Source organism: Filimonas lacunae (assembly GCF_002355595.1).
Classification (GTDB): Bacteria; Bacteroidota; Bacteroidia; order Chitinophagales; family Chitinophagaceae; genus Filimonas; species Filimonas lacunae.
The window spans coordinates 6,257,701-6,283,495 of sequence record NZ_AP017422.1 but is presented as its reverse complement, the minus strand read 5'-3'; the positions used below and the strand labels follow the sequence as shown (position 1 = coordinate 6,283,495).

Below are 25,795 nucleotides of genomic sequence, written 5' to 3'. Positions count from 1 at the left end.
GATTGTTAACGCTAAACGGTATTCTAATGAATAAGCTTACCTTTGCTGCGCGTTATGAATTTGAGTGTGTTACTGGATCAGTACAAACAATCCCCCCGCCTTTTACAATTGGCGGCCAGGCTAGCTTTTGCCGCTACTGATACAAATAGTTCTACCAGGCAAAACATCTTTCTTAAAAATTTACAAGGCAGTAGTGCTGAGTTTTTGTTAACAGCCATCTTCGGGCATGATCAGTGCAAGGAGGTAAACCACCTGGTGGTGCTGAACGATGCCGAAGAAGCTGCCTATTTTCATAATACACTGGAAAACCTTACCAGTGCATTAGATCTGTTTTACTTCCCGTCTTCTTTTAAGAACAGGAAAAACTTCCGTTTGCTCAACAGCTCACATGTGATGTTGCGTACCGAAGCGCTGACCAGGCTGGCGGCAGGCGGGAATAAAAAAATTGTGATCACCCATCCCGAAGCATTGTTTGAGAAGGTGGTACTACCTGAAACGCTGAAGGGGAACATCATTCATATTAAAACAAACGACACCATTAACCTGGAAGGTTTGATGGAACTGTTTGTAATGTATGGCTTTGTGCGTACCGATTTTGTGTACGAACCGGGACAGTTTGCTATTCGTGGTGGCATCCTGGATATTTACTCGTTTGGCAATGACAAGCCTTACCGCGTAGAGCTGTTTGGTAATGAGGTGGACAGTATCAGGATATTTGATCCCGAATCGCAGCTGAGTGAGAGAAAGCTCATGCAGGTAAGCATTATTCCTAACGTGGAAACACAATTTGATAGCGGCGAAAAAGTAACCCTGATGGAGTTTTTGCCGGAGAATATGATTGTGTGGCTGAAAGACTGGGATGTGATCAAGGAAAAGATAAGCCAGCAGGAAGAAGACCTGGGCTTGTTTTTACAAAGAATAGAAACAGCAGGCAATACCGAGGTAATAGCAGAGGTGCAGGATGATGAGGATGAAACCAAAATATGGAAGGATGTAAGCCTGCAGGACTTTGTGCCTGTTGCCACTATTGAGCGACAGATGCAACAACGCATGATTGTGGAGTTTGGCTATAAGCCGCAGTTGTCTACCGAAGAAATTGAATATAATACCAAGCCGCAGCCCGCTTTCAACCGTCAGTTTGATTTACTGATTAAAGATTTAAAGGCGCATGAAGCACAAGGCTATGCTATTTACCTGTTTGCCGAGCAGGCTAAACAGCTGGAAAGGCTGCATACTATTTTCACCGATTTAAATACTGAACTGGAATTTGTTCCGGTAGCTACCTCCATACATAGCGGATTTATTGATGCCGATTTAAAGGTGGTATGTTATACCGATCACCAGATATTCCAGCGTTATCATAAATACCGCATTAAGCAGGCCTATAATAAAAACAAGGCTATTACACTGAAAACCCTGCGCGATCTTCAACCGGGCGATTTTGTAACACACATCGATCATGGTGTAGGCACTTACAGCGGGTTACAGAAGATAGAGGTGGCGGGTAAAATGCAGGAAGCGGTGCGCATTTTATATAAGGATGGCGATATCCTGTATGTGAACATTAACTCCCTGCATAAAATTTCCAAGTTTACCGGTAAAGAGGGCACCGCGCCCAAAGTAAACAAATTGGGTAGTGAGGTATGGAGTAAGCTGAAAGAAAAAACCAAGGCGAAGGTTAAAGAAATTGCCTTTGATTTAATAAAGCTGTATGCGCAACGGAAGGCGCAGCAAGGGTTTGCGCATATGCCTGATAACTACATGCAAACCGAGCTGGAAGCTTCATTCGTGTATGAAGATACGCCTGACCAGGCCAAAGCTACAGAAGATGTGAAGCGTGATATGGAACAGCCGGCACCTATGGACAGGCTGGTGTGTGGTGATGTAGGCTTTGGTAAAACAGAGGTGGCTATACGTGCTGCTTTTAAAACAGTATTGGATGGCAAGCAGGCAGCCGTGCTGGTGCCAACTACTATCCTGGCTTTCCAGCACTATAAAACGTTTAGCGAGCGTTTAAAAGACTTCCCGGTAACCGTTGATTTTATCAACCGTTTTAAATCGGCCAAAGAGAAGAAAGAAACCTTCAAACGTTTAGAAGAAGGTAAGATTGATATATTGGTAGGGACCCATGGTGTGTTGGGTAAAGAGGTGAAGTTTAAAGACCTGGGGCTGATGGTGATTGATGAAGAACAGAAGTTTGGTGTGGCACATAAAGAGAAGCTGAAAACATTAAAAACCAATGTAGACTGTTTAACACTTACGGCAACTCCTATACCACGTACCCTACAGTTTTCGCTGATGGGGGCACGTGACTTAAGCATCATTAATACACCACCACCGAACCGCCAACCTGTACAAACCGAGATACAGGTATTTAATGAAGATGTGATACGCGACGCCATTTACTTTGAAACAGAACGTGGTGGCCAGGTGTTCTTTATTCATAACCGTGTGTTGGGATTACAGGAAATGGCTGGCCTGTTACAGGCGCTTTGCCCGGATTTAAGTATTTCCTATGCGCATGGACAAATGGAAGGAGATGAACTGGAAGAGCGTATTATGGATTTCATTGACAAGAAATACGATGTGCTTATCTGTACTAACATTGTAGAAAGTGGTGTGGACATTCCTAATGTAAACACCATTATCATTAACAATGCACACCATTTTGGTTTAAGCGATCTGCACCAGCTGCGTGGCCGTGTGGGTAGAAGTAATAGAAAAGCATTCTGTTATTTGTTGGCACCACCTATGAGTACATTGCCAACCGATTCGCGCAAACGCCTGCAAACATTAGAGCAGTTCAGTGATTTGGGCAGTGGTTTCCAGATTGCTATGCGCGACCTGGATATTCGTGGTGCAGGAAATATGCTGGGTGGTGAGCAGAGTGGTTTTATGGCAGATATCGGCTTTGAGATGTACCAGAAAATATTGGAAGAAGCGATTAAGGAATTAAAGCGTACTTCCTTTAAAGAATTGTTCAAAGACGAGATCAGCAAGCAGGATGATTATGTAAGCGATTGTACTATCGATACCGATTTACAGATATTAATTCCTGATTCTTATGTAGAAAGTATTACGGAACGTTTATCGTTGTATACGCGTTTGGATAACTGTGAAAAAGAAGAAGAGTTAGTGGCGTTTCATGCAGAGATGGCCGACAGGTTTGGGCCTATTCCACCGGAGGTAGAAGACCTGTTTACCACAGTAAGATGCCGCTGGCTGGCCGTGGGATTAGGTTTTGAAAAGATGGCATTGAAGGATGACACGTTGCGTTGCTATTTCATCAACAAAAACGATTCGCCTTATTTTGAATCAGACCTGTTTCAAAACATTATTCAATACCTGCAGGTAGGTACTAACAAAGCGAGGTTAAAACAATCAGCTAAAAACTTTTTGCTGGTGGTAGATGATGTGAAGGATATGAACCAGATGCACCAGTTTTTAGGGCGGATGTATAAGGGCGTTATTATAGATAAAAAAGAAGTATAACCCATTTTTTATATACAAGAAAAAAGGCCCGCTTTTATAAAAGCGGGCCTTTTTCATAAAAGTTTCTAATATATACTAGAATTCTTTTTTAGCTACTCCGTCAGCAATAGCCTGTAAAGCTTTTGCTTCGCTTAAGATAGCAGTCATTTTGTTGCCTTTGCCATCGTGGCCTTTAGCAATATAACCACCTTTTGCAGTTTTAGATACCACAGCATCCTGCATAGGAACATCTTTCTCTTTGGTTTTTAAACAATATGCCTTTAACATTTTAGACGTGTCCATCGTTGTCATTTTTGAGGTTAATAAATATAGGTTGCCGGGCAACACTTGTTCGTTTATATTTTCTACTTTTTCTATACGTCTATTTTAGCATACTTGGCGTGGGTTTCAATAAACTCTCTGCGTGGAGCTACTTCATCACCCATTAACATGCTAAATACACCATCTGCATTTGCCAGACTTTCTATAGTTACCTGCTTCAGCGTTCTTCTGGATGGATCCATGGTTGTGTCCCATAACTGGTCAGCGTTCATTTCACCCAAACCTTTGTATCGCTGAATAGTAACGCTATCTTCTTTACCTGCGCCTAATTTTTGAACCAGGCCTTTACGCTGTTCTTCGTTATACGCATATGCCTGCTCTTTACCTTTCTTTACCAGGTACAATGGTGGTTGTGCCAGATACACGTAACCATTTTGTACCAGTTCTTTCATATAGCGGAATATAAACGTAAGAATCAGGGTGGCAATGTGCGAACCATCCACGTCGGCATCGGTCATAATAATAAGCTTGTGATAACGAAGCTTAGTAATATTTAATGCTTTAGGATCTTCAGGCGTTCCAATAGTAACACCCATTGCGGTGAAAATGTTGCGTATTTCCTCGTTTTCGTAAATTTTGTGTTCCATGGCTTTTTCCACGTTCAAAATTTTACCGCGTAACGGGAGGATAGCCTGAAAACTACGGTCGCGGCCCTGCTTGGCAGTACCACCGGCCGAGTCACCTTCCACCAGGTATAACTCACATTTTTCAGCGTCTCTTTCCGAACAATCGGCCAGCTTTCCTGGTAAGCCCCCACCGCTTAATACGGTTTTACGCTGTACCATTTCACGGGCCTTTTTGGCTGCTACCCTTGCCTGAGCCGCCAATATTATCTTCTGGATAACGTTTTTGGCTTCTTTCGGATTTTCTTCCAAATAGCTCTGCAAAGCCCCTGCCACAGTTGTTTGTACAATACCACTTACGTCACTGTTACCCAGTTTTGTTTTGGTTTGTCCTTCAAATTGCGGTTCCGGAACTTTCACTGATATAATGGCGCTTAAACCTTCCCGGAAGTCATCGCCTTCAATTTCTACCTTGGCTTTTTCAAATAAGCCTTCTTTATCGCCGTACTGTTTAAACACACGGGTTAATGCCTGTCTGAAACCGGTTACGTGTGTGCCGCCTTCAATGGTATTAATGTTGTTTACGTACGAGAAAATATGCTCTTTAAAATCACTGTTGTAGGTCATGGCCACTTCAACCGCTACATTGGCTTTCTCGTCATGTCCTTCTACATATAAGGTTTTCGGAATTAAAGGAGCCCGTTTGGCAGCTTCATCCAGCATTTCTACAAACTCAATGATACCACCTTCGCTGTAAAAGTTTTTTGTATATACATTCCCTTCTTCGTCCTTCTCGCGAAGGTCAGTTAAGTTAATGTTGATGCGTCTGTTGAGGTAGGCCAGTTCGCGTAAACGTCCTTCCAGAATCTCTTTATTGTAAACAGTTACCGTAAAAATAGATGCATCGGGCCAGAAATGTACTTTGGTACCTGTAAGCTCAGAAGTGCCTATTTCACGAACAGCGTATTGAGGAACACCAATTCTGTATTCCTGCTCAAATATTTTACCTTCCCGCTGTACAGTTACCTGTAACACCGTACTTAATGCGTTTACGCAACTCACACCCACACCGTGCAAACCGCCGGATACTTTATAGGTGTTTTTATCAAACTTACCACCCGCGTGTAACACGGTCATTACCACTTCCAGCGCACTACGTTTTTCTTTCGTGTGCATGGCTGTAGGAATACCCCTTCCATCATCGCTTACGCTGATGGAATTGTCTTCATGAATGGTAACCTGGATGTTTTTACAATAACCCGCAAGGGCTTCATCAATAGAGTTATCAACTACTTCGTATACCAGGTGATGCAAGCCTTTTACCCCTACATCGCCAATATACATCGCCGGCCTTTTTCTAACGGCTTCCAGCCCTTCAAGTACCTGAATGCTGTCTGCCTCATAACCCGGTTGCGCGGGGGCGGCTATGTCTAATATTTCTTCACTCATAAATTGATATGAACGGTTGTTTGTTATCGAATGAAAGCTGGCAAAATTACGGAAAAAAGAGCGCTTTTCCTGTTAAAAGAGCGCTTTTACAGCCTTATTTACCCCCATATTGCCCCCACTTTAACGTCATTTTATTGCCATAATCCACGAATGTTGAAAAGTTACCCCGGATTTACATGTTGATACATTAATTTTGCCTCATCATGTTACAAGCTCTCGATATATTGAAGGTGGCGCACAGGAACACGGTAGAGCCGAGTATGAACCTGTTACATATGAAAGAACAGCACGTGCCTGGTTCTATTCAATATGTTATCAGAAGATACTACCCCCAGCAGAAGTGGTCAGGCGATGACACCGGTATGCTGGTATATCACTACAGTGCATCTGCTCCGGAAGAAAACTTCCTGGAAATGCGCTATTGTACCACCGGAAACAAATATTGTTTCGACAAAAGCTGTGCCCAATGCAGCGAGGTGCCTACACAAAACTGTAGCGGTAAACATGAAACCATTGATGTATTCTCTTTCCATTTTTCGGCCAACTTCCTCGGCCAGTTTACACACAACGTAAAACTGACCAATAAAAAAGATGAAGTGCTGGCTTTTAAACATCCGAATTCATTTACCAAAATATTCCCCGTTTGCAGCCGTAAACGTGTGGTGCTGGATGCGCTATTAAATCATAGCTACAGCGGCGCCATGGAAAATATTTTTGTAAACGCTAAGGTGCAGGAACTGTTGTTATACAGCCTGGAATGTTTAATTGAAGAGAAAGAAGAATCAGGCTTTGCCTGTAAATTCCTGGCAGATGAAAGCGGACGCGATCGCATTTACCAGGCAAGAGAGATACTACTTCGTCACATAGGTGACCCTATCACCATCAAAGAACTGAGCCGCAAAGTAGCTATGAACGAATGCTACCTGAAAAAAGGCTTCAAGGAAGTGTTTGGTACCACCATATTCGACTTCTACCAGCAGCAGCGTATGGAGCATGCAAAATACCTGTTGTACGAGAAGGCGTTAAGTGTTACCGACGTATCGGCTATGCTGGGATATTCTTCTATTTCCCATTTCTCGGCGGCTTTCAAAAAGCATACAGGATTGAAACCCTGTGAACTACTGTTCCGATAATTATAGCGGGTAAATAATTTATGTAAAAACACCACGGGCTAAACTGAAAATAGCGTGTACATTTGCGTGCCTTTTAGTTAAGTAAAAGTGAAAGCCCTCTCCCAACTGTAGAACCCGACATAATAATTGTAGTTCAAAACCAAGCAATGAAAAAAACAGTAAAAGTCGCCTTTGCTATATTGGCGGTAGCAGTAATGTTTACTGCACAGGTACAAGCTCAATCTCAGGAAAAGTATTTTCAACCTGGTAAGAAAGGTGAATTTTACGGATCATGGGGATACAACAAAGAGTGGTATACCGCAAGTTCCATCCACGTTAAACAACCCGGTTTAAATAACGACTTCACGTTTGTGCGTGTACAAGCGAAGGACAAACCAGGATGGGACGAAAATATTTTCAAGCAAGCTATCAGCATTCCTCAATACAACTACCGCGTAGGTTACTGGTTTAAAGACAACTGGGCTTTTGAAGTAAACTTCGATCATACCAAATACCAGGTAAAGCAAGATCAACTGTTACATGTTAAAGGCACTATTGATGGAAAGCATGTGGATGAATATCGTCGCAACGATGATCTTGCTAATCCGCAGTTACAGTATCAGTTAAATAACGGCGCAAACTTCCTGTTGTTTAACCTGGTACACCGCAAGCAGATCTCTAACTTTCATCAAAAATGGTTTAACCTGTCTTTATTGCTGAAAGGTGGTGTAGGTGTGGTTATTCCACACGTTCAAAATACCATTTTTGGACAAGACAATGATCAGGGCTTCCAGTTCGGTGGCTTTTGTATAGGTGGTGAAGCAGCTGTACGTGCAACTTTCTTTAAATATGGTTACCTGGAATTTTGTAACAAACTGGTAGGCGCTCATTACTACAACCTGAAAGTTTATCAGGGTAGAGCCAAGCAAACTTTTGGTTGTTATGAAATGATAGCCAACATTGGTTTCAGTGTTCCTTTGAAAAAGTATAAGAGCTAGTTTTGATATAAAGTATCATGTATATACAAAAGCCATTTCGGATAATCATTCGAAATGGCTTTGTCTTTTATATGGGTTGGTAGTTGCTTATAACATAAAAGGAACAAATCCACCCTGTGTACATCCGGGTGTGGGTATCAGCAGATCGCCGGTTTGATCTACATGTGGTAATTGTCTGATGTTATTGAACCAGCTTTTGCTGAATTGTTCTTCTATTGTGGATGGATCAATCAAAACGTGAAACCCGCCACGGGTTTCAATAAACTGTACTTTGGCTGCTGGGCCTGTATACTCGTAAATCTGCGATTGGAGTTGAGTGGCAAATCCTTCTGCTTTGTAATCAAAATCGAAATCGATAAAGCAACTCCTGCTTTTACTTTTTTGTATTTCGCTCATGATTTCCTGGTGGGGATTGGTATCCCGCTGTTGATGCTGTATACATTTTGCCAGTGCTGTTAGGCCGGTGAACATGGCATCGTATAGGCTTCTGGGGTTAGGAGTAATGTAGAGTGCAAGCGCTTCTTGTGGAATGGGGTTGCCTTTTTGTGTATAAGCGCCGAGCGGGCATTCCAGTTGAAGTATTTTATAATACAGATCGCCCTTTTTACTGGTGAAACGTTTTAATTGTTGCTTATCTGATTTGATAACATCGGAGTATTTATTTCTGGCCAGTAAAGACACATAATAGGCTTCGCCTTCTTCGAGGTCGGGTAGCCAGTCAATAAACGAGCGTAACATGGCTTCGTCCTGTATAATCTTATAGTACATTTCCTGGAATTTAGGGTAGCGTAAATGTACTCTTAAATTATTATATGCATTTTCAGTAACGGATGTGTCAAGGAACAGGGGGGCACAAAAAGAAGCGGGTGTATCAACTGATACACCCGCGCTAGATTTATATGATTTCTTTTAAACTATCTGCTGCTGCTGCAATGGTTTTGTCTAAATCATCGCGGGTGAGCGCGTGATTGAGGAACCAGCTTTCAAAGGCACTTGGAGGTAAGTAAATACCTCTTTTGAGCATGGCATGAAAGAATTGTTTAAACCTTTCAATGTTAGTGGCAGAAGCACTTACGAAATCTGTAACGGCATGTTCCGCAAAATGTAAGCTGATCATGCTGCCGAGTTGGTTAATAGTGTATGGGATACCGGCTTCTTTGCATACGCGGTCCAGACCATTACGCAGGTACACGGTTTTCTGTTCCAGTTCCGTATAGATAGCGTGGTTCTCTTTCAATTCTTTTAACAGGGTATAACCTGCAATCATAGCCAGCGGGTTACCGCTAAGGGTGCCGGCCTGATATACATTGCCCAGTGGGGCTATGTATTGCATGATATCTTTTTTACCTGCAAAAGCACCTACGGGCATACCTGCGCCAATTACTTTGCCATAGCAAATAAGATCGGCCTGTATGTTCAGTTTTTGTTGAGCGCCGCCAGCAGCCAGGCGAAAGCCTGTCATTACTTCATCAAATATCAGTACAATGTTTTCGGCAGTACAGATGGTACGCAGGCCTTCTAAAAAGCCTGGTTCCGGTAATATACAACCCATGTTACCAGCAACGGGTTCTATAATAATAGCGGCTATTTCGTTTTTATGTTCTGCTACCAGTTGCTTTACTGCGTCCAGGTTGTTGTAAGGAGCCGTTAAGGTATCGTTGGCAGCACCGGCAGTGATGCCAGGCACAGTTTGAATGTTGAAGGTAGCTAAACCACTGCCTGCTTTTACGAGGAAGGCATCTGCGTGGCCATGGTAACAGCCTTCAAATTTGATGAACTTGTTTTTGCCGGTATAGCCACGGGCTAAACGTAAAGCACTCATGCAGGCTTCGGTGCCGCTGTTTACCATACGTACCATGTCCACATTAGGTGCCATGCTTTTAATCAGCTCGGCCATTTCTATTTCCAGCTGGGTAGGTGCACCAAAAGAGGTAGAGTCTTCCGCTTTGGCCTGTATGGCTTTTACTACCGGTTCGTAGGCGTGACCCATAATCATGGGGCCCCAGGAAGCTATGTAGTCTACATACTGGTTTCCATCTACATCGTATAGATAAGCGCCTTTGGCTTTCTCCATAAATACCGGGGTGCCGCCTACACTTTTAAAAGCACGCACCGGGGAGTTAACGCCACCAGGAATGCTTTGCTGTGCTCTTTCGAATAATGTTTTGCTCGATTCGTATTGATACATAATACAGGTTATTTACAGGCCGTTTAATAAACGTACGGCATCTTTTGCAAAATAGGTGGCAATAAGGTCGGCCCCGGCTCTTTTAATAGACGTAAGGCTTTCCAGTATGGCTTTGTTCTCGTCCAGCCAGCCTTTTTCGGCGGCTGCTTTAATCATGGCATATTCACCGCTTACATGGTAAGCGCTTACAGGCACATCTACGGCGTTTTTAATTTCACGTATAATATCCAGGTAAGCCATAGCAGGTTTCACCATCACAATGTCTGCGCCTTCTTCTACATCCATCAGGGTTTCTTTGATGGCTTCTTTGCGATTGGCGTAGTCCATCTGGTAAGTTTTTTTATCGCCAAAGCCGGGAGCGCTGTCCAGTGCATCGCGGAACGGGCCATAGAAGCAGCTGGCATATTTAGCGCTGTAGGCCATAATACCTACTTTGGTAAAGTTGTTTTCTTCCAGCACGGCGCGCATAGCAGCTATACGGCCATCCATCATATCGCTGGGGGCTACAAAGTCCACTCCGGCTTCGGCATGGCTTAATACCATTTTCACCAATGCTTCAACGGTTTCATCGTTTACTATTTCGCCATCTTGTACAATGCCATCATGGCCGTATATGGAGTAGGGGTCCAGTGCCACGTCGGTCATTACCACCATGTCGGGACAAGCGTCTTTAATGGCTTTAATAGTACGTTGCATCAGGCCATTAGGGTTCCAGGCTTCTTTGCCGGTATTATCTTTCAGTTCATCCGGACATTTAATAAAAATATCTACGCTTCTGATGCCCATGTTCCAAAGTTCTTTCACTTCTTTCACGGTAAGGTCTAACGAGCGGCGAAACTGGCCGGGCATAGAAGGTATTTCATATTCCACGTTAGTGCCTTCATCTACAAATATGGGCAGTATAAAATCGGCAGGAGTTAAAATGGTTTCAGCCACCATTGCGCGAATGGCGGGAGTTTGTCTGAGTATCCGGTTTCTTCTCTGTAAGTACATATACTATCTTTTAAAAATTACACTATACATATTGGTTATGCCCATTGTGCCGGGTGCAGGCAAGCCTGTAATAGCTTGTCTTCTTCGCTTCCGGGAGCAGGCTGGTAGTTATATTCAAAACGTACGGTAGGTGGCAGGCTCATCAAAATGCTTTCGGTGCGGCCATTGGTTTTTAAACCGAAGATGGTTCCCCTGTCATGAATGAGGTTAAACTCTACATAGCGGCCACGGCGTATTTCCTGCCAGTGTTTTTGTTGTTCGGTATACGCTATATCTTTTCTTCTGGCTACAATAGGTACATAGGCGTTTACAAAGTTGTTGCCATTGGCTTGCTGAAAGGCAAACAATCTTTCGGCATCTGCTGTGTCTGCCGGCACCAGGTGATCGTAAAACACACCACCAATACCACGCATTTCATCCCCCCTGTGTTTGTTTACAAAATAGGCATCACATTGCTTTTTGTATTTCGGGTACAGGTCTGCGCCAAATGGTTCCATCGCTTGTTTTAAAGTGCCATGAAAATGACGGGCGTCTTCTTCAAACAGGTAATAGGGGGTAAGATCAGCACCGCCACCAAACCAGCTGTTGATTACATTTCCTTGTGTGTCGTATACTTCAAAATAACGCCAGTTGGCATGCGTGGTAGGTACAAATGGATTGAAAGGGTGTAGCACCAAACTAAGGCCACAGGCAAACCACGTGCTGCCTTCTATTTTCAGTTGTTGACGCATGGCATCGCTTACATCGCCAAACACTACAGAGGTGTTTACGCCGCCTTTTTCAAATACATTACCATTGGCTATGATACGTGTTTTACCGCCGCCACCACCTTCACGTTCCCATTTGTCTTCTGCAAAAACGGCTTTGCCATCGGCTTGTTCCAGTGCCGCACATATCTCATCCTGTAATTGGTGAATGTAATTGATCCAGTTCTGTTTCATATTCAATTGATGCCAGTGTTATAATGTTTGTTGGTAACGATCAGGGTTGTAAAAATTGTAATAAAGGCTGTATAAAGCGGTCAAAAGCTTCTATGTGGGGCAGGTGGCCTACGTTATCCAGCGGTACCAGCTGCGAGCCTTTGATTTTTTGCTGGGTAAGCTTACCCAGTTCGGGATACAGGCCCATTGTTTTACGTACCTCATCGTTAACATTGGCCTTACCCAGTGCAGTGCGGTCGCGCTGACCTATAATCAGCAGGGTAGGAGCCGTAATTTGTGTAAACTCGTAGCAAACGGGTTGGGTAAATATCATGTCGTAGGTAAGCGCTGCATTCCAGGCTACCCTTGCATATTCAGGGCTAAGCGTCCAGCCTGCTTGCAGGTTTACCCATTCGTCATACTCCGGTTTCCACTTGTTATCGTAATAGCTATCGCTCTGGTATTTGCGAATGCTTTCATAATTCTGTTTCAGTTCGTTTTTATACCAGGTTTCTACCGGTTGGTAAGGTACTTTCAGCTTCCAGTCTTCCAGGCCTATAGGATTTTCCAGTATAAACTTTTCTACCACCTGTGGATACATGAGGGTAAAACGGGTAGCCACCATGCCACCCATAGAATGGCCCAGCACGTTTATTTTAGTAATGCCCAGTGTGTCCAAAATGGCTTTGGTGTTTTGCGCCAGCAACTGAAAGGTGTATTGCAGGTGGGTAGGTTTGGACGATTTACCAAAGCCTATCTGGTCGGGCACAATTACACGAAAGCCTTTTTGTGTTAAAGCCTGGATGGTAGTGGCCCAGTAAGCGCCGTTGAAGTTTTTACCATGTAATAACAATACGTTGTGGCCATTGTAGTTATCAGGCTTTACGTCCATATAAGCCATTTGCAGGTTTTCGCCCTGCAGGGTAAGCTTCAAATACTGTACAGGATAAGGATAGGTGTAGTTTTCCAGGCACAGACCCAGTGCTTTTATATTGCTTTGTGCCTGTGTTGTAAACACTGTGGTAGCTAACAGGCAACAGGTCAATAAAATGGTAAACCGTGTTTTCATAATCTATTGCTTAATGGTATACAAAACGGGCCCATGCGGGCCCGTTAGTTTTATGCGTGTCTGTATTGTTTAACCGTATCAACAAAAGCACGTGCATGATCAACGGGCACATTGGGTAGTATGCCATGTCCCAGGTTGGCAATATGCCTGCCGGGGCCAAACTGCTGCAGCATTTGTTTTACTTCTTTTTCAATAACAGGAATAGGCGACAGTAGTTTAGCCGGATCAAAATTACCTTGCAGCGTAACGGTGTTTCCAGCCATCTGGCGGGCCATGTGTGGTGGAATACACCAGTCAATGCCTAAGCCATTTGCTCCAGTGGCAGCCATCTGTGGCAGCGAATGCCAGGCGCCTTTGGCAAACAGTATGGTTAACACTTCGTCTTTTAATGCGGCTATAATCTGGCGCATATAACGAAGGGATAAGTTTTCAAAATCTTCCGGACTCAACAGGCCACCCCAGCTGTCGAACACCTGTATTACATCTGCACCGGCTTTCACCTGCTCTTTCAGGTAAAGAATGGTGGTGTCGGTAATCATTTGCAGTAACTGGTGGGCAGCTTCTGGCTGTGTGTAACAAAAAGCTTTAGCCTCGTCAAAGGTTTTAGAGCCTTTGCCTTGTACCATATAGCATAAAATAGTCCAGGGTGCGCCGGCAAAACCAATCAACGGCACACGGCCATTCAAGGCAGCTTTGGTCATGCGCAGGGCGTCGAATACATAGCCCAGCGACTCGTGCACATCCGGAATGTGCACACGCTTTAAATCGGCAATAGATTTAATAGGATCAGGTAACACCGGGCCTTTATGTTCAATCAGCTGCACTTCCAGGCCCATAGCCTGGGGTATCACTAATATATCAGAGAATATAATAGCTGCATCTACACCCACCTGGTCAATGGGCTGCAAGGTAATTTCAGTAGCCAGCTCGGGCTTCTGACAACGTTCAAAGAAAGTATACTTATCACGTAGTACTCTGTAGTCGGGTAAATAACGGCCTGCCTGGCGCATCATCCACACCGGCGTTCTTTCCACAGATTCCCCTTTCAGGGTACGTAATAACAAATCGTTTTGTAGCATATCATCTATTTAAAATAATCTATCACCAGGTCTATCATGTGTTCCTGACCAGGCCATTCACTGGTAACTATCTTATTACACACATACGAGTGTATGGTGGCGGCAGTGGTTTTGCCAATGGCAAACAACACTACATCGGTGTGAATGGTGTTGGTAGAAAAAAAGCTATGCACGGCACTGGGACTAAAAAACAGTATACCGTCGTAGCTTACTTCTATTGTGTGCGGGGTTTGTTGGGTGGTATAGGCTATAATTTCCTGCACAGCTATGTTGTGTTGTTGCAACAACTGTGGCAGATCGTCCATACGCTGGTCGCCACAGAAAAAAAATACTTCCTGTGGCAGGGGGCTGGCTTTCAGTATTTTTTCAGCCAGCGAAGTAGCATTTTTAGAAGCGCCTGCAATGGCTGCTTCGCCAAAATGCTGCACCAGTAATTCTTTGGTAACACCGCCCAGGCAGTAAATGCGCCATTGGGGTGTGGCAGGCAATAATGGCAATACAGCTTCTACCGCTTTAATACTGGTAAATACCACTGTGGCAGGTTGTGCAGCAATTTCCTGTACCCTGGCCTGTAGCTCAGGGGTATGTATGGCTTCTGTGTGAATAAAGGGAACGGTAACCAGGTGTAAACCATGGTCCACCGCTTTTTGAACATGCGGGCCTTCCAGTGAGCGGGTGCATAATATGTTTGCTTTAGTACCCTGCATTGCGTATCTCTTCTACTATTTTATCTGCACCATTCTGTAATAACTCCCATGCAGCCTTGTTACCGGTTTGTGCTAAAACATCGTGCCGGGTATCCATAGGCAATTCCATATGGGTTTCTTTTTTCTGGCTACCATCCAGTGAATAGATGTTGCCGGTAAAAGTGAGGGTATTATTGCTGATAGCGGCCAGTGCACTGATAGGTGTAGAGCAACCGCCCATTAATGTGCGCAGAAAATCTCTTTCCAGTTTCACGCACAATGCGGTATCGGCATCGTTTAACAGGCCACAGGCTTCTTTGGTGTCAGGCTCTTCTTCGCGACAAACCACCATAATGGCGCCTTGTGCAGCGGCGGGTAGCATCCAGTCCAGCTCAAAAGAGTTGTCTGGTCTTTTTTCTATGCGTTCTAAACCAGCGGCGGCAAAAATGGCGCCTGTCCAGTTGCTGTCGGCCACTTTTTGTAAACGGGTATTTACATTACCACGCAGGTTTTCAATAGTATGATGGGGGTAACGGTTTAACCATTGTGCTTTACGGCGTATGCTGCTGGTGGCAATGATGGCCGCCTGCTCCGGATTGGTCATGGTCCATTCGCCATTTACCAGTTCCCATCCGCCTTTGTGTACCAGTATGTCTTTGCTGGAAGCTCTTTTTAAAACGGCAGCCTGTGTAATACCTTTGGCCAATTGAGTAGGCACATCTTTCATGCTGTGCACTGCTATGTCAATGCGTTTGCTCAGCAGCGCTGCGTCCAGTGTTTTGGTAAAAACACCCTGAACGCCAATTTCATACAAAGGGGTAACCAGGTCTATATCACCATCACTTTTAATGTACACCAGCTCACTGGCAATATTGTGTGCTGCTAACTGGTTTTGTACCAACGTAGCCTGCCATACAGCGAGTTCGCTGTCTCTGGTGCCTATTTTTAATATCCTGCTCATTTGTTATATGCTTCCGGGCCGCGAAACTAATTCATATTTCCTGCGGAAATAAAATCATTAATGGCCTCTATATAAGAACAACCGGGAAGTTGCTGGCGGCGCATTTTCAGCGCCATATTATTAATTACCTTCTGGATAGTTTCTTCGGAGGAGGGTTGCTTGTGATGAAAAGGGCACCCACCGGTAGCAGGTGTGTTTTCTGCTTCTGCTGCCAGGGTAAACAGGCCACACTCGTGCAGTTCCTGTAATTTCAATTTGGCGGCTTTCAGGGCGGGCACATGCTGGCGCATGCCATACCACTCTAAAAATTCCTGCATGTGCTGTACAATAATAGCATTGGCTTTGGGCACTTCTGCTATCCTGTTTTGCAGGGTTTCATCATTTATTCTGGATAAACCATCTACGTTTACCAGTGCCACGCCTGGCAGTTCACCTGCAGCGGGCTCAATATTGTTGGGAATAGAAAGATCAATCAGAATTTTAGCACCAAAGCCTTCCAGGTCTTTTTTGCAAATCACTGGTTCTTCGGCGTTGGTAGCCACAATAACCACATCGGCTTGTTGCACTACCTGCATCATCTGGCTGTAAGGTGCTGTTTTTACCTGCAGTTCCTGGGCCAGCGCTTCGGCTTTAGCCTGGGTGCGGTTAACAAGTGTAATGTTGTTGCTGTCGGCCCCGCAATAATCCACCAGGTTTTTACAGGTGTTACGGCCAATTTTACCAGTGCCCAGTAATACTATTTTCTTGTGGGAAGCATCTGGTAAATGTTGTTTTAAAAACTGGATAGCGGCAAAAGAAACAGATACAGTGCCTGAACTTAACTCGGTATGTGCCTTAATGGCTTTAGACGATTGCAGCACCGTATTGTATAAACGCTCTATAAAAGTGCCTACAAATTCATTTTCGCGGGCAAATTTGATCGCTTGTTTTATCTGTCCTACAATTTCGTAGTCCCCTAATATCTGGGAGTCAAGGCCGGCACCTACGCTAAAAAGGTGCTCTATGGCAGCCATGCCCTGTTTAATATAGGCGAGTTCTTTAAAAGAATCGGCAGACCCGGAAGTTTGTTTACAAAGAAGGTCAATGAGTACGTTTGGGCTAGGGGCCAGTCCAAATACCTCTGTACGGTTACAAGTGCTTAATACAAACATTTCCTCCACCCCGTTCTGCCCAGCTTCTTCCAGAATGGCTGCATACTGGTCAGTATTAACAGCAAATTGTCCCCTGATAGAAGCGTCCGTTTTTTTGTAGTTAATTCCCGTGATGTAAAATTCGTTCAGATTCATATACTTACCTGCTAGTCAAAAACCTTTCTTATTCAGATGGCACAAAGGTACTTGCCAAGGGTAGCATAAAGGAATGATTTCGGTCATTCCATTGTCATTTCTCTGTCATAGATAAAAAACGGCTTTAAATCCGTAAATGCAGCACCAAACCTGCTTTCGTTGGCATAACTTTGCGCTTATTTTTTCCCACATATGCAAGAGAAGAAGCGTGCAATTATATTGATGAACCTGGGATCGCCCGATTCTACAGAAGTGAAAGATGTACGAAAGTACCTGGATGAGTTTTTGATGGATAAAAGAGTTATTCATGCGCCCTGGTTTTTCCGTGCATTACTGGTAAAAGGCCTGATTGTGCCTTTCCGTGCGCCTAAATCGGCAGAAGCTTACCGTACTATCTGGTGGAAAGAAGGCTCACCGCTGGTAGTATTGACCCAACAATTACAGAAAGCAGTACAGGAAAAAGTATCTGTACCCGTTGAAATAGCCATGCGTTATGGCAATCCTACTCCTAAAGCGGCCTACGATAGCTTGTTGAAACAAGTGCCTGACCTGGAAGAGGTGATTTTATTCCCGCTGTATCCGCATTATGCCATGAGCAGTTATGAAACGGCAGTGGAGTATATGAAGGAAGTGAAGGAGAAACAGGGCTATAAGTTTACCCTTACTATTGTGCCCCCTTATTACAATGATAAGGATTATATCAAAGCATTATCTGCCAGTATTCAGCCTTACCTGAAAGAAGATTATGACAAAATCATATTCAGCTATCATGGTATTCCTGAAAGACATATCAAATTGGGAGATGTTACCGGTTGTCATTGCCTGCAAACTGAAAACTGTTGCAGCACGCCTTCTCCGGCACATGCCTATTGTTACCGTCACCAGACATTTGAAACTACCCGCCTTGTACAACAGGAGTTGAATTTACCAGCCGAAAAAGTAGAACAAACCTTCCAGTCCCGACTGGGACGTGATAAATGGTTACTGCCTTTTACAGCGGTACGTTTAGCGGAGCTGCCGAACGAAGGTGTGAAAAAGGTATTAGTGGTATGTCCTGCTTTTGTAAGCGACTGCCTGGAAACACTGGAAGAAATGGCTATTGGCGGTAAAGAAATATTTGAGCATGCGGGTGGCGAGCATTTTACGCATATCCCTTGCATGAACGTGCAAACGCAGTGGGTAGATGCATTGGTAAAATTGTCTGGCGCACCTAAAACCGAACCGGTAAAAGCATAGCACCATGGCCTATTTATACCTGAAAGCCCTTCACATCATTTTTGTAGTTACCTGGTTTGCAGGTATTTTTTACATGCCACGGCTTTTTATCTACAACGTAGAAGCCGGTGAAAAAGAGGAAGCTGCCAAAAACGCCTTGCGTGAGCAGTTTTCTATTATGATGAAAAGGCTATGGTACGGCATTACCTGGCCTTCTGCTATACTTACTTTGATACTCGGCCCCACTGTAATGTTTTACTACGGCTGGAATCTTATACTATTTGCACCGGAAGGTCGCTGGTTATTATTGAAGTTGGTTTTTGTAGTCGTATTATACGCATACTTCTTCTTCCTGCATGGCATTTTTAAGCAACAGGTAGCAGGCGTATTTAAACATACTTCGCAACAACTACGTGTGTGGAATGAAGTGGCTACTATTTTACTCGTAGCCATTGTAATGCTGGTTACTGTAAAACAAAGCATGAGCTTTGTGTGGGGCGTGGTGGGGTTAATCCTGTTTATTATAGTGCTGATGAGTGCTATAAAAATCTATAAGATAATAAGAAACAAAAAGGCGGCTAAGTAGCCGCCTTTTTAATTTACTTAATTTTATATACTTACACTGCTTTACTAAACATGGGCCTGTCGCCACTTTCACCGTTACGCAACAAATGCAGGTCGAATGCACGACAGATGTTGCGAATAAAATTCTTACCGGTGTCGGTTACTTTTATGCCATTAGAATTGCGGTAAATAAGATCATCGGCTTCCAGCTGGTCTAATTCAGGGTAGCTGTATTGTTCCAGTTGTTCGCGGTATTTGTTTACGAAGGTGGTTTTGCCGCGGCAGCTGATGTCCAGTATGTATTGTTTAAACAGACGGTCTTCTTCGGTTAAGAAAATGCCTTTTGCTACGGGTAGCTCGTTATTCTCCAGGCGTTGGTAATAATCGTGAATGGTTTTTTCGTTTTGTGCGTAGGCTATGCCTATGTCGCTGATGGCCGATACACCCAGGCCCACCAGCACGGCGGTGTGCTGCGTGGTGTAGCCCATAAAGTTCCGGTGTAGCATGCCGGTTTGTTGTGCTTTATACAAGGCATCACCCGGAATGGCAAAATGATCCATACCAATATCCTGGTAACCGTGTTCGGCAAATATTCTTTTGCCTTGCTGGTATAACAGCAGTTTTACGGCAGCGGTAGGTAAATCAGCTTCAGAAAAAAGGCGCTGGGCTTTGCTGGTCCACGGCACATGTGCATAGCTGTAAAAAGCAATACGATCAGGATGCAGTTCCAGGGAGCGGTTAATGGTGTTGGTAATGCTGTCTATGGTTTGCAGGGGCAGGCCATAGATCAAATCGAAATTAACGCTCTGGTAGCCAATGTTGCGGGCCAGCCTGGTTACTTCTTCCAGTTGTTCAAAAGGCTGTATGCGGTTAATGACGTGTTGCACTTGTGGGTCCAGATCCTGTACGCCAAAGCTTACTCTTCTAAAACCCAGGTTATAAAAAGTCAATAAATGTTCGGCAGTGGTATTGCCAGGGTGACCCTCAAAACTCATTTCGGGAGTAGGGGCCAATGTGCCCAGCTCAAAAATGCCGCTTAACAGGCGCTCTAAGTTTTCGGGCGAAAAGAAAGTGGGGGTACCGCCACCCAAATGCAGCTCTTTAATCACCGGCTTTTGGGGTAGTTGCTGCACATACAGTTCCCACTCTTTTAACACGGCATCAATGTAGGGGACTTCTACGTTGTGGTTGGTGGTGATTTTTTTGTTGCAACCACAGTAGGTGCAAAGCGACTCGCAAAAAGGAAGGTGTATATACAGGCTAATACCTTTAGAAGCGGCATGGCTGGTAAGTTGTTCCCCGGCGGTAACTATCCATCTATCATAATCGATATCGGCCGGCCAAACAGGCACGGTAGGGTAGCTGGTATACCGGGGAACAGGAATATTGTATTGATGTAACAAGGCAACTGGAACAGACATGTGATTATTTTTCTGTAACAAAGCTACCCAGGGTAAAAAGGGGATACAATGATATTCGTCAGTATATACCCTTTATTTCATCAGTGCTTGGTTTTTACTGCCTGGCGGGCCAGCAGTTTCCAGTCGCCTGCTTTGGTTTTGTGCCATACCAGCAAAATCAGCAGATCTACTGTGCCGGGTTCTTTGCCTTTGTCATTGGTGCTGGCAACCAGGCGGTGACGTACTACAGCAGTAGCGCCTTCTACTATAACTGTTTGATCTGTAAGGTCAATGCTTACAAAATCAGAGTTACCGTTCACAATATTATCAATAAACTCTTTTTTGGTTTCCGCTTTAGCGCCGCCGGAATGTCCGTAGGTAAGTTTGTCGTCGGTCAGTTTGTTTAAAGTAGCTCCATCTCCGTCTACCAAAGCTTTGCGCAGGTTTTCTGTAGCAGCGGCTACTGCTTTTTCATCTTTGGTCTGGGCCATCGTCAGGTTCATCATTGTGCAAAAGACGAATAATGATAAAATACGCTTCATGTTGTGAATTTTAATAATGCAATTTAAGAAAACAGGAACACCCTAGTAATAGTAGCACGATTTTAGCGGGATTATAAGGGTATTTGTTAATTTAGAATATCTGTTTAACGTTAACCCGCCGGTATTGCTATGCGATATGTACTGTTAGCTGTTATGGGTATTGTTATATGGGGCAACGTGTGTGCCCAGTCAGATACTATCTACACATATTACAACCCTATCTGGAAACCTGTAGCCAAAGATTCCGCCACTTTTTACGAGAAAAAATACTGGCAAAACCAGCTATTGAAAAAAGAAACCTACCGGGCAGACAGTGGTATTGTTATGCGCACCGGCTCGTTCAGTGACACGGCAGGGAAGATTGAACAAGGTTTTTTCAGTCGTTACGACCGGTACGGTGTTATCCGCGACTCTATTTACCAGGAGGGCCGAAAAAGAAAAGAGGGCTGGTATTTTTATAATAATGGTGCTAAGCGCGCTTATTTTCACACCAATGCCCAGGGGAATTACGACATTCAAAAAGGATGGGATGAAAACGGTGGCGAAATACCCAATTACATTGCCTTCAGGCCTGCTACTTTCCCGGGTGGCGATTCGGTCTGGAAAAGTTACCTGGTGCAACATGTGTCGGCCAACCAGCCTATTGATTATGCAGCCGGGAAAATAAGCGGCGAGGTGGAAATACTGTTTACCATTGCTCCGGATGGAAAGGTTACAGATGTGCGGCTGGGTAAATCATCGGGCTACAAAGAACTGGACACCCACGCCCTGGAAATTATTAAAAGCAGTCCGCAGTGGATTCCCTGTATCCAGTTTAACGAACACGTGCGCTATTTTCAGCGCCAATCCTTAACTTACTCCGCCCAGCAACAGGTGATTCCCCAATAAAATATGGACGACTTTTAAGGTATAGGTAATGATTATTATTTACTTATGCATACATAATGATTCTATTACGCAATTCATTTGTAACGGAATAAGACGCTATGTATTTTCGCTCTCTATAAAAACCTAAACCGGCGTAATGGAGAGGAAGTTGGCACTGCTTATTGTTTGTTTGGTTGCATGGAGTATGAATAATGCTTACTGCCAGGAGAGGAGCTATTCGGATATTGCAGATAGTGTGTATAGTGCGCTGGATAAAAAAGAGGTGGGTTATTTATTGCCCTTAATGGATGACAGTTGTGTTATCAGCAGCTTACCCCGGGGCATGAATGCCCGTGTAGTTCCCTTATTACTGGCTAAGTATCCACCGGTAAAAGCCTATAAAATTATTGCCGTAGATAAAGAAACCACCGGTACCCGTGTAAAAATGGAGGTGATGTACGACGGTGGCAAAGCGGCGTATCCCGATTTTTTACTAAACAGCGGCGGGCGTATTGCCGAGTTGAACGTGGTAAAAAGCGCTGCATTGAACGAGCATAAATCTGCTGTGCATGTGCTGACGGCGCCTGATACTTTATCACTCCCCTTTATTATTAAGGACGATCGTGTATATATCAAAGCAGAGGTTGACGGCCGCAAAGGCCTTTTTTTGCTGGATACCGGTTCGCCGGAAATGATTTTAAACCGTGCTTATTTTGCCGATTCGCTAAAGCTATTGGCCGCCAATACTGCTACAGAAGCGGGTGCGCATAGTAAAGCAGAAGGCATATGGATGCGTAGGGTAAATGCGTTCACTGCCGGCCGTATGCGGTTAACCAATTTTATGAGCATGGTAATGACTACCGGTGCTGTGGGTGGAGATGGGGCATTACCCTTTTTGGGTAGCATTGGATATAACACTTTGCGTGATTTTGAAATTCGCTTTGATATTGCTGCGGGGAAAATTACCCTGGTAAAAACAGATGTGCTGGGCGACTATACCAGCCAGCAATACCGCCCGGCCAATATTACTTATATGGGGCCGGTGGAAATGCGCAGGCATATTCCGGTGATAATGGTAACTATTGGTGACCAGCCTTTTCGTATGGGTATAGATTGCAGCATTACCAATACCGTATTGTTTGCCCGTCACAAAAATGCGGTGCTGCCTTTTATGGAGCATGTGGCGGATGTGGCAGCTGAACGTGAAAATGTACAGCCAGAGCGCATTAAAGGAACTGTTGGTAAAATGAAAATAGGTTCACTGGACTTTAACAATATGCCGGTGGTAGTGGAGGGCAACAGCCAGGTATACGATGGCGTAACGGATACTTACCCTTTAGATGGCTTACTGGGGCTTGACTTTTTGAAAAGCTATAAAACTGCCATCAACTTTAAACGAAAACTCATCTACTTCCGGTAATATACCATACCGGTAATAAAAAAGCCCCTGAAAAGTAAATAACTTATCAGGAGCTTTTTATATGAAGTGCTGTATGTCTCTTATTGCAGTTGAACAGATTCAATGGTAACGCCGGCGCCACCCTCTTCCTGCTTTATCACTACTTCCAGTTTTTCTACCTGTTGCAGGTTAAAAGCATTGTTGCTATTGCTGTTAAACCACAAAGCCTGGAAAGAAGGATAGGGGCGTGGCAGTAATAACATCTCCTCTTTATGTAAACTGCTTAACGGAATGTGGATATCCTGTAAAGTGTTGTTTACTGTAATTGTAGCACTGAATGCTTCGGCGTTGCTATTGATCAGTATTATTTTTACCTGTGCGGGTTTGTTATAATACGATCTGGCACGTACCTGTAAGGTGGTAAAGCGTGGCAGTTCGGTTGAACGGGGGGCCAGCTTATCGCCTACAAACAACTGCCAGGCAACAGCAGGTTGCGCGCTTTCAGGTGCTTTGGAAAAGATACTATACAGCATGCTGCCGATAGTGTTGCCGGTAACAAAGTCGGAGGTTTTGCCATCTTCTGACCAGTTGGGATAAGCAAACATATGACGGTCAGTGCTGGCAGTAAACAAGGTTAATGCACTGCCTGGTGCTGCCACTAATGTGCTCCATGTGTTGGTGTGGAAGTAATCCCAGGCAAACGGATAGCCCTGGATATTACCGGGGAAAGAATAGTAACCGGTATCTGCTTTTTGCACTACAATGGTATAATTTAATACGCCGGGTGTTACCAGTTCGGCCGGCACCACTGCACTGTAATCAACAGGCGTAACCCTTTCCATACCTACCTGTTTGTAATCGCCATTGAGCCGGTTAATAAACAGCGTTACTTTATCGGTAGTTGCTACACCGATAACAGTGGCTTTAATAGTAAAAGCTTTATTGGCGGTTACTTCGGTAAAAGGTGTATGAATCACCAGCGGTGTGCTGTTAACAGCAGCAGGTGCTACATATTCACTAAGGGCAATAACACCTGTTTTGCTTTCACCTTTCCAGGTACTGGCATCTTTACCTTTAGCTACAACCAGGTAGCTGCCGGGTTGTATAGTAAAGCTTCCGTTGCTTACGGCGGCCTGCCAGTTGTTACCTGCATTTAAAGGTGCAATGGTAAAGTCGCTACCAGTAGCTGGTAATTGCAGGTGCATGTTTTGTGTGTTCCACAAAATGCGCGTCACCTCTTTACTTAAAGAAGCCTTCTGAAACGGATCGTTTATCACTACCGCATCGGGCATTACCTCTAAACGCCAAACGCCTTCAGCCAGCTGATCTATAAAATACGCGCCGTGGCCGCTGTATTGCACTATGGGTGATGAACCCACGCCTGCAATATGTTGCAGTGCGTTTACATTTACCGGCTGTGTTTGCGTGGTATTGGAATAATAGAACGCATCGGCGGTGTTCATCTCACTTAACTGATTGTTATAGGAAGTACGGAAAGCGCTGAAAGAAGAATCTTTCGGATACGCTTCGTACTGCTGAAACCTGGGCAACATATGAAATGCCTTACCAGCTATTAACAGGCTGATGGCTTTGCCTGGCGTATAGGCCAGGTTAAGGTAATGTGTCTGGTATTCGGTATTGGCATAGGCCGTAACCATGGGGTCGTAAGCAAAATGCGTGGCCCACTGAAAACCCGCTGCCCGAAAGCTTCGGGCCATAGCAGGATACATGACAGATTGCAGTACATCCCCTGCATCAAACTCGTATACCATTTTGGCCTTACCAGCCAGCTCAGGTATGCTGTCGGTAAAAGGAATGCGGTATTGATCTACGTTCGGTAAAAAGTTGCCTTGTATGGTATGGTTGGCTACCAGACCGGTAGGATACCATTGAAAGCTAAAACCATCTACATTGGCTTTGGCTACTACACCCGCATAGTTGGGCGATTCGCTGATGTTGTAAAACACCGGCTTGTTCCAGCCTGCACTTCTTACAGCTTTGGCCATGCGGTTAATGTAGTCGGTTACCTTGTTACGCGGGCCGCTGTGAAACGGCTCGTTGTTCACTTCCAGCAGTATAATGTCCCTGTCGGCAGTGTAGGTTTTACCCGTATACGGGTTTACGTGCTTTAACAATTGCTGCAGGTAGTTTTCCTGTGCTTTAATAGCGGCTTCGGTAACCAGCACCTGCTTTTTGTTATACACAGAAGAGAATCCCGCTGTGTGCTCATCTTTTTCAGGATAACCATTACCCCAGAAAGCCAGCGGGGTAATGGTTATTTTAATATTACGTTGCTCTAGTAAAAACACCAGGTAGTCGAACAAAGCCAGGTGATCGTTTTCCTGCAGGTTGCCCAAAGTATCGGTTAACTCAGTATCCCACATATGTACACGAAAAGCATCCAGCCCCAGCCTTGCCAGGTGATATACATCCTGCTCCATTGCTTTTTTAATGTCTGCCTTCAACACTTTGTGCGAACGGTAGCCGTAAGCGAACGGAACGGTATAGTTGGTGCCAAAAAACACTGCCTCTTTATTGTCGGCAGTATAACGCAGCACGCCCTTTTTATCTACATACACTAATGGCTTGTTGTTCTTATCCCTGCCCTGTGCAAAGCTTGTATGCAGCACCAGCAGTAATAAACAAACAAAACCGGTTTTTATGAAAGCCATATTCATCAGATTATATCAA

21 protein-coding genes are annotated in these 25,795 nt (G+C 44.4%); 7 read left to right on the top strand and 14 right to left on the bottom strand.

Annotated elements, in window-relative coordinates:
• Positions 1–54 precede the first annotated feature (54 nt).
• A complete protein-coding gene (gene mfd / locus FLA_RS24620) occupies positions 55–3,492 on the top strand; it encodes a transcription-repair coupling factor (protein WP_076375336.1) in 3,438 nt (1,145 codons plus the stop codon).
• A 75-nt stretch (positions 3,493–3,567) separates the two neighbouring features.
• On the opposite strand, the gene FLA_RS24615 is transcribed toward mfd, so the two are convergent.
• Both FLA_RS24615 and gyrB read right to left on the bottom strand, forming a co-directional pair.
• Positions 3,568–3,774, bottom strand: coding sequence for a hypothetical protein (locus tag FLA_RS24615; RefSeq protein ID WP_084205998.1), 207 nt, complete (start codon positions 3,772–3,774; stop codon positions 3,568–3,570).
• Positions 3,775–3,845: 71 nt separating this feature from the next.
• Entirely contained in the window at positions 3,846–5,825 is a 1,980-nt protein-coding gene (gyrB, locus tag FLA_RS24610; RefSeq protein ID WP_076375332.1) for a DNA topoisomerase (ATP-hydrolyzing) subunit B, read from the bottom strand.
• Positions 5,826–6,028: 203 nt separating this feature from the next.
• On the opposite strand from gyrB, the gene FLA_RS24605 reads away from it, so the two are divergent.
• Positions 6,029–6,958 (top strand): helix-turn-helix domain-containing protein, encoded by a 930-nt coding sequence (locus tag FLA_RS24605; RefSeq protein WP_076375330.1) that lies wholly within the window; start codon positions 6,029–6,031, stop codon positions 6,956–6,958.
• 146 nt (positions 6,959–7,104) lie between these two features.
• Entirely contained in the window at positions 7,105–7,935 is an 831-nt protein-coding gene (locus tag FLA_RS24600; RefSeq protein WP_076375328.1) for a hypothetical protein, read from the top strand.
• 87 nt (positions 7,936–8,022) lie between these two features.
• On the opposite strand, the gene FLA_RS24595 is transcribed toward FLA_RS24600, so the two are convergent.
• From FLA_RS24595 to hemA, 9 genes are all read right to left on the bottom strand, one after another.
• Positions 8,023–8,703, bottom strand: a complete 681-nt coding sequence (locus FLA_RS24595) for a hypothetical protein (RefSeq protein WP_076375326.1) — start codon at positions 8,701–8,703, stop codon at positions 8,023–8,025.
• A 127-nt stretch (positions 8,704–8,830) separates the two neighbouring features.
• Positions 8,831–10,123: a glutamate-1-semialdehyde 2,1-aminomutase gene (hemL, locus tag FLA_RS24590; protein WP_076375324.1), complete on the bottom strand. Its 1,293-nt coding sequence runs from the start codon at positions 10,121–10,123 to the stop codon at positions 8,831–8,833.
• Positions 10,124–10,135: 12 nt separating this feature from the next.
• Positions 10,136–11,116: a porphobilinogen synthase gene (hemB, locus tag FLA_RS24585; RefSeq protein WP_076375322.1), complete on the bottom strand. Its 981-nt coding sequence runs from the start codon at positions 11,114–11,116 to the stop codon at positions 10,136–10,138.
• 35 nt (positions 11,117–11,151) lie between these two features.
• Positions 11,152–12,057 (bottom strand): oxygen-dependent coproporphyrinogen oxidase, encoded by a 906-nt coding sequence (gene hemF / locus FLA_RS24580; protein WP_076375320.1) that lies wholly within the window; start codon positions 12,055–12,057, stop codon positions 11,152–11,154.
• 40 nt (positions 12,058–12,097) lie between these two features.
• Positions 12,098–13,105 (bottom strand): alpha/beta fold hydrolase, encoded by a 1,008-nt coding sequence (locus FLA_RS24575; protein ID WP_076375318.1) that lies wholly within the window; start codon positions 13,103–13,105, stop codon positions 12,098–12,100.
• A gap of 50 nt (positions 13,106–13,155) precedes the next feature.
• Positions 13,156–14,184, bottom strand: a complete 1,029-nt coding sequence (gene hemE, locus FLA_RS24570) for a uroporphyrinogen decarboxylase (protein ID WP_076375316.1) — start codon at positions 14,182–14,184, stop codon at positions 13,156–13,158.
• A gap of 5 nt (positions 14,185–14,189) precedes the next feature.
• Positions 14,190–14,891 (bottom strand): uroporphyrinogen-III synthase, encoded by a 702-nt coding sequence (locus FLA_RS24565; protein WP_076375314.1) that lies wholly within the window; start codon positions 14,889–14,891, stop codon positions 14,190–14,192.
• Positions 14,878–15,831, bottom strand: coding sequence for a hydroxymethylbilane synthase (hemC, locus tag FLA_RS24560; protein WP_076375312.1), 954 nt, complete (start codon positions 15,829–15,831; stop codon positions 14,878–14,880). The genes FLA_RS24565 and hemC overlap by 14 nt, the downstream gene beginning before the upstream one ends.
• 26 nt (positions 15,832–15,857) lie before the next feature.
• Positions 15,858–17,117 (bottom strand): glutamyl-tRNA reductase, encoded by a 1,260-nt coding sequence (gene hemA / locus FLA_RS24555; RefSeq protein ID WP_076375310.1) that lies wholly within the window; start codon positions 17,115–17,117, stop codon positions 15,858–15,860.
• Between the two features lie 192 nt (positions 17,118–17,309).
• On the opposite strand from hemA, the gene hemH reads away from it, so the two are divergent.
• Both hemH and FLA_RS24545 read left to right on the top strand, forming a co-directional pair.
• Positions 17,310–18,353 (top strand): ferrochelatase, encoded by a 1,044-nt coding sequence (gene hemH / locus FLA_RS24550; protein ID WP_076375308.1) that lies wholly within the window; start codon positions 17,310–17,312, stop codon positions 18,351–18,353.
• Between the two features lie 4 nt (positions 18,354–18,357).
• On the top strand, positions 18,358–18,918 hold the full coding sequence (locus FLA_RS24545; protein WP_076375306.1) for a CopD family protein: 561 nt from the start codon (positions 18,358–18,360) through the stop codon (positions 18,916–18,918).
• 31 nt (positions 18,919–18,949) lie between these two features.
• On the opposite strand, the gene hemN is transcribed toward FLA_RS24545, so the two are convergent.
• Together hemN and FLA_RS24535 are read right to left on the bottom strand one after the other, a co-directional pair.
• Complete coding sequence (hemN, locus tag FLA_RS24540) at positions 18,950–20,317, bottom strand: oxygen-independent coproporphyrinogen III oxidase (RefSeq protein WP_076375304.1); 1,368 nt, start codon at positions 20,315–20,317, stop codon at positions 18,950–18,952.
• An 80-nt stretch (positions 20,318–20,397) separates the two neighbouring features.
• Positions 20,398–20,838: a nuclear transport factor 2 family protein gene (locus FLA_RS24535; RefSeq protein ID WP_076375302.1), complete on the bottom strand. Its 441-nt coding sequence runs from the start codon at positions 20,836–20,838 to the stop codon at positions 20,398–20,400.
• 129 nt (positions 20,839–20,967) lie between these two features.
• Between FLA_RS24535 and FLA_RS24530 the strand changes: the two genes are divergently transcribed.
• Both FLA_RS24530 and FLA_RS24525 read left to right on the top strand, forming a co-directional pair.
• Positions 20,968–21,726 carry an energy transducer TonB gene (locus FLA_RS24530; RefSeq protein WP_076375300.1) on the top strand — a complete coding sequence of 253 codons (759 nt, stop codon included), beginning with the start codon at positions 20,968–20,970 and terminating at the stop codon, positions 21,724–21,726.
• A gap of 136 nt (positions 21,727–21,862) precedes the next feature.
• Positions 21,863–23,125 (top strand): pepsin/retropepsin-like aspartic protease family protein, encoded by a 1,263-nt coding sequence (locus FLA_RS24525; protein ID WP_076375298.1) that lies wholly within the window; start codon positions 21,863–21,865, stop codon positions 23,123–23,125.
• An 80-nt stretch (positions 23,126–23,205) separates the two neighbouring features.
• Here the strand turns inward: FLA_RS24525 and FLA_RS24520 are convergent, their stop codons facing one another.
• Positions 23,206–25,776, bottom strand: coding sequence for a membrane or secreted protein (locus tag FLA_RS24520; RefSeq protein WP_084206094.1), 2,571 nt, complete (start codon positions 25,774–25,776; stop codon positions 23,206–23,208).
• Positions 25,777–25,795: the final 19 nt, after the last annotated feature.

Coding starts and splice junctions, on each gene's coding strand:
- mfd (WP_076375336.1), top strand. CDS start 55: ATGAATTTGAGTGTGTTACTGGATCAGTACAAACAATCCCCCCGCCTT.
- FLA_RS24615 (WP_084205998.1), bottom strand. CDS start 3,774: ATGGACACGTCTAAAATGTTAAAGGCATATTGTTTAAAAACCAAAGAG.
- gyrB (WP_076375332.1), bottom strand. CDS start 5,825: ATGAGTGAAGAAATATTAGACATAGCCGCCCCCGCGCAACCGGGTTAT.
- FLA_RS24605 (WP_076375330.1), top strand. CDS start 6,029: ATGTTACAAGCTCTCGATATATTGAAGGTGGCGCACAGGAACACGGTA.
- FLA_RS24600 (WP_076375328.1), top strand. CDS start 7,105: ATGAAAAAAACAGTAAAAGTCGCCTTTGCTATATTGGCGGTAGCAGTA.
- FLA_RS24595 (WP_076375326.1), bottom strand. CDS start 8,703: ATGTACTATAAGATTATACAGGACGAAGCCATGTTACGCTCGTTTATT.
- hemL (WP_076375324.1), bottom strand. CDS start 10,123: ATGTATCAATACGAATCGAGCAAAACATTATTCGAAAGAGCACAGCAA.
- hemB (WP_076375322.1), bottom strand. CDS start 11,116: ATGTACTTACAGAGAAGAAACCGGATACTCAGACAAACTCCCGCCATT.
- hemF (WP_076375320.1), bottom strand. CDS start 12,057: ATGAAACAGAACTGGATCAATTACATTCACCAATTACAGGATGAGATA.
- FLA_RS24575 (WP_076375318.1), bottom strand. CDS start 13,105: ATGAAAACACGGTTTACCATTTTATTGACCTGTTGCCTGTTAGCTACC.
- hemE (WP_076375316.1), bottom strand. CDS start 14,184: ATGCTACAAAACGATTTGTTATTACGTACCCTGAAAGGGGAATCTGTG.
- FLA_RS24565 (WP_076375314.1), bottom strand. CDS start 14,891: ATGCAGGGTACTAAAGCAAACATATTATGCACCCGCTCACTGGAAGGC.
- hemC (WP_076375312.1), bottom strand. CDS start 15,831: ATGAGCAGGATATTAAAAATAGGCACCAGAGACAGCGAACTCGCTGTA.
- hemA (WP_076375310.1), bottom strand. CDS start 17,117: ATGAATCTGAACGAATTTTACATCACGGGAATTAACTACAAAAAAACG.
- hemH (WP_076375308.1), top strand. CDS start 17,310: ATGCAAGAGAAGAAGCGTGCAATTATATTGATGAACCTGGGATCGCCC.
- FLA_RS24545 (WP_076375306.1), top strand. CDS start 18,358: ATGGCCTATTTATACCTGAAAGCCCTTCACATCATTTTTGTAGTTACC.
- hemN (WP_076375304.1), bottom strand. CDS start 20,317: ATGTCTGTTCCAGTTGCCTTGTTACATCAATACAATATTCCTGTTCCC.
- FLA_RS24535 (WP_076375302.1), bottom strand. CDS start 20,838: ATGAAGCGTATTTTATCATTATTCGTCTTTTGCACAATGATGAACCTG.
- FLA_RS24530 (WP_076375300.1), top strand. CDS start 20,968: ATGCGATATGTACTGTTAGCTGTTATGGGTATTGTTATATGGGGCAAC.
- FLA_RS24525 (WP_076375298.1), top strand. CDS start 21,863: ATGGAGAGGAAGTTGGCACTGCTTATTGTTTGTTTGGTTGCATGGAGT.
- FLA_RS24520 (WP_084206094.1), bottom strand. CDS start 25,776: ATGGCTTTCATAAAAACCGGTTTTGTTTGTTTATTACTGCTGGTGCTG.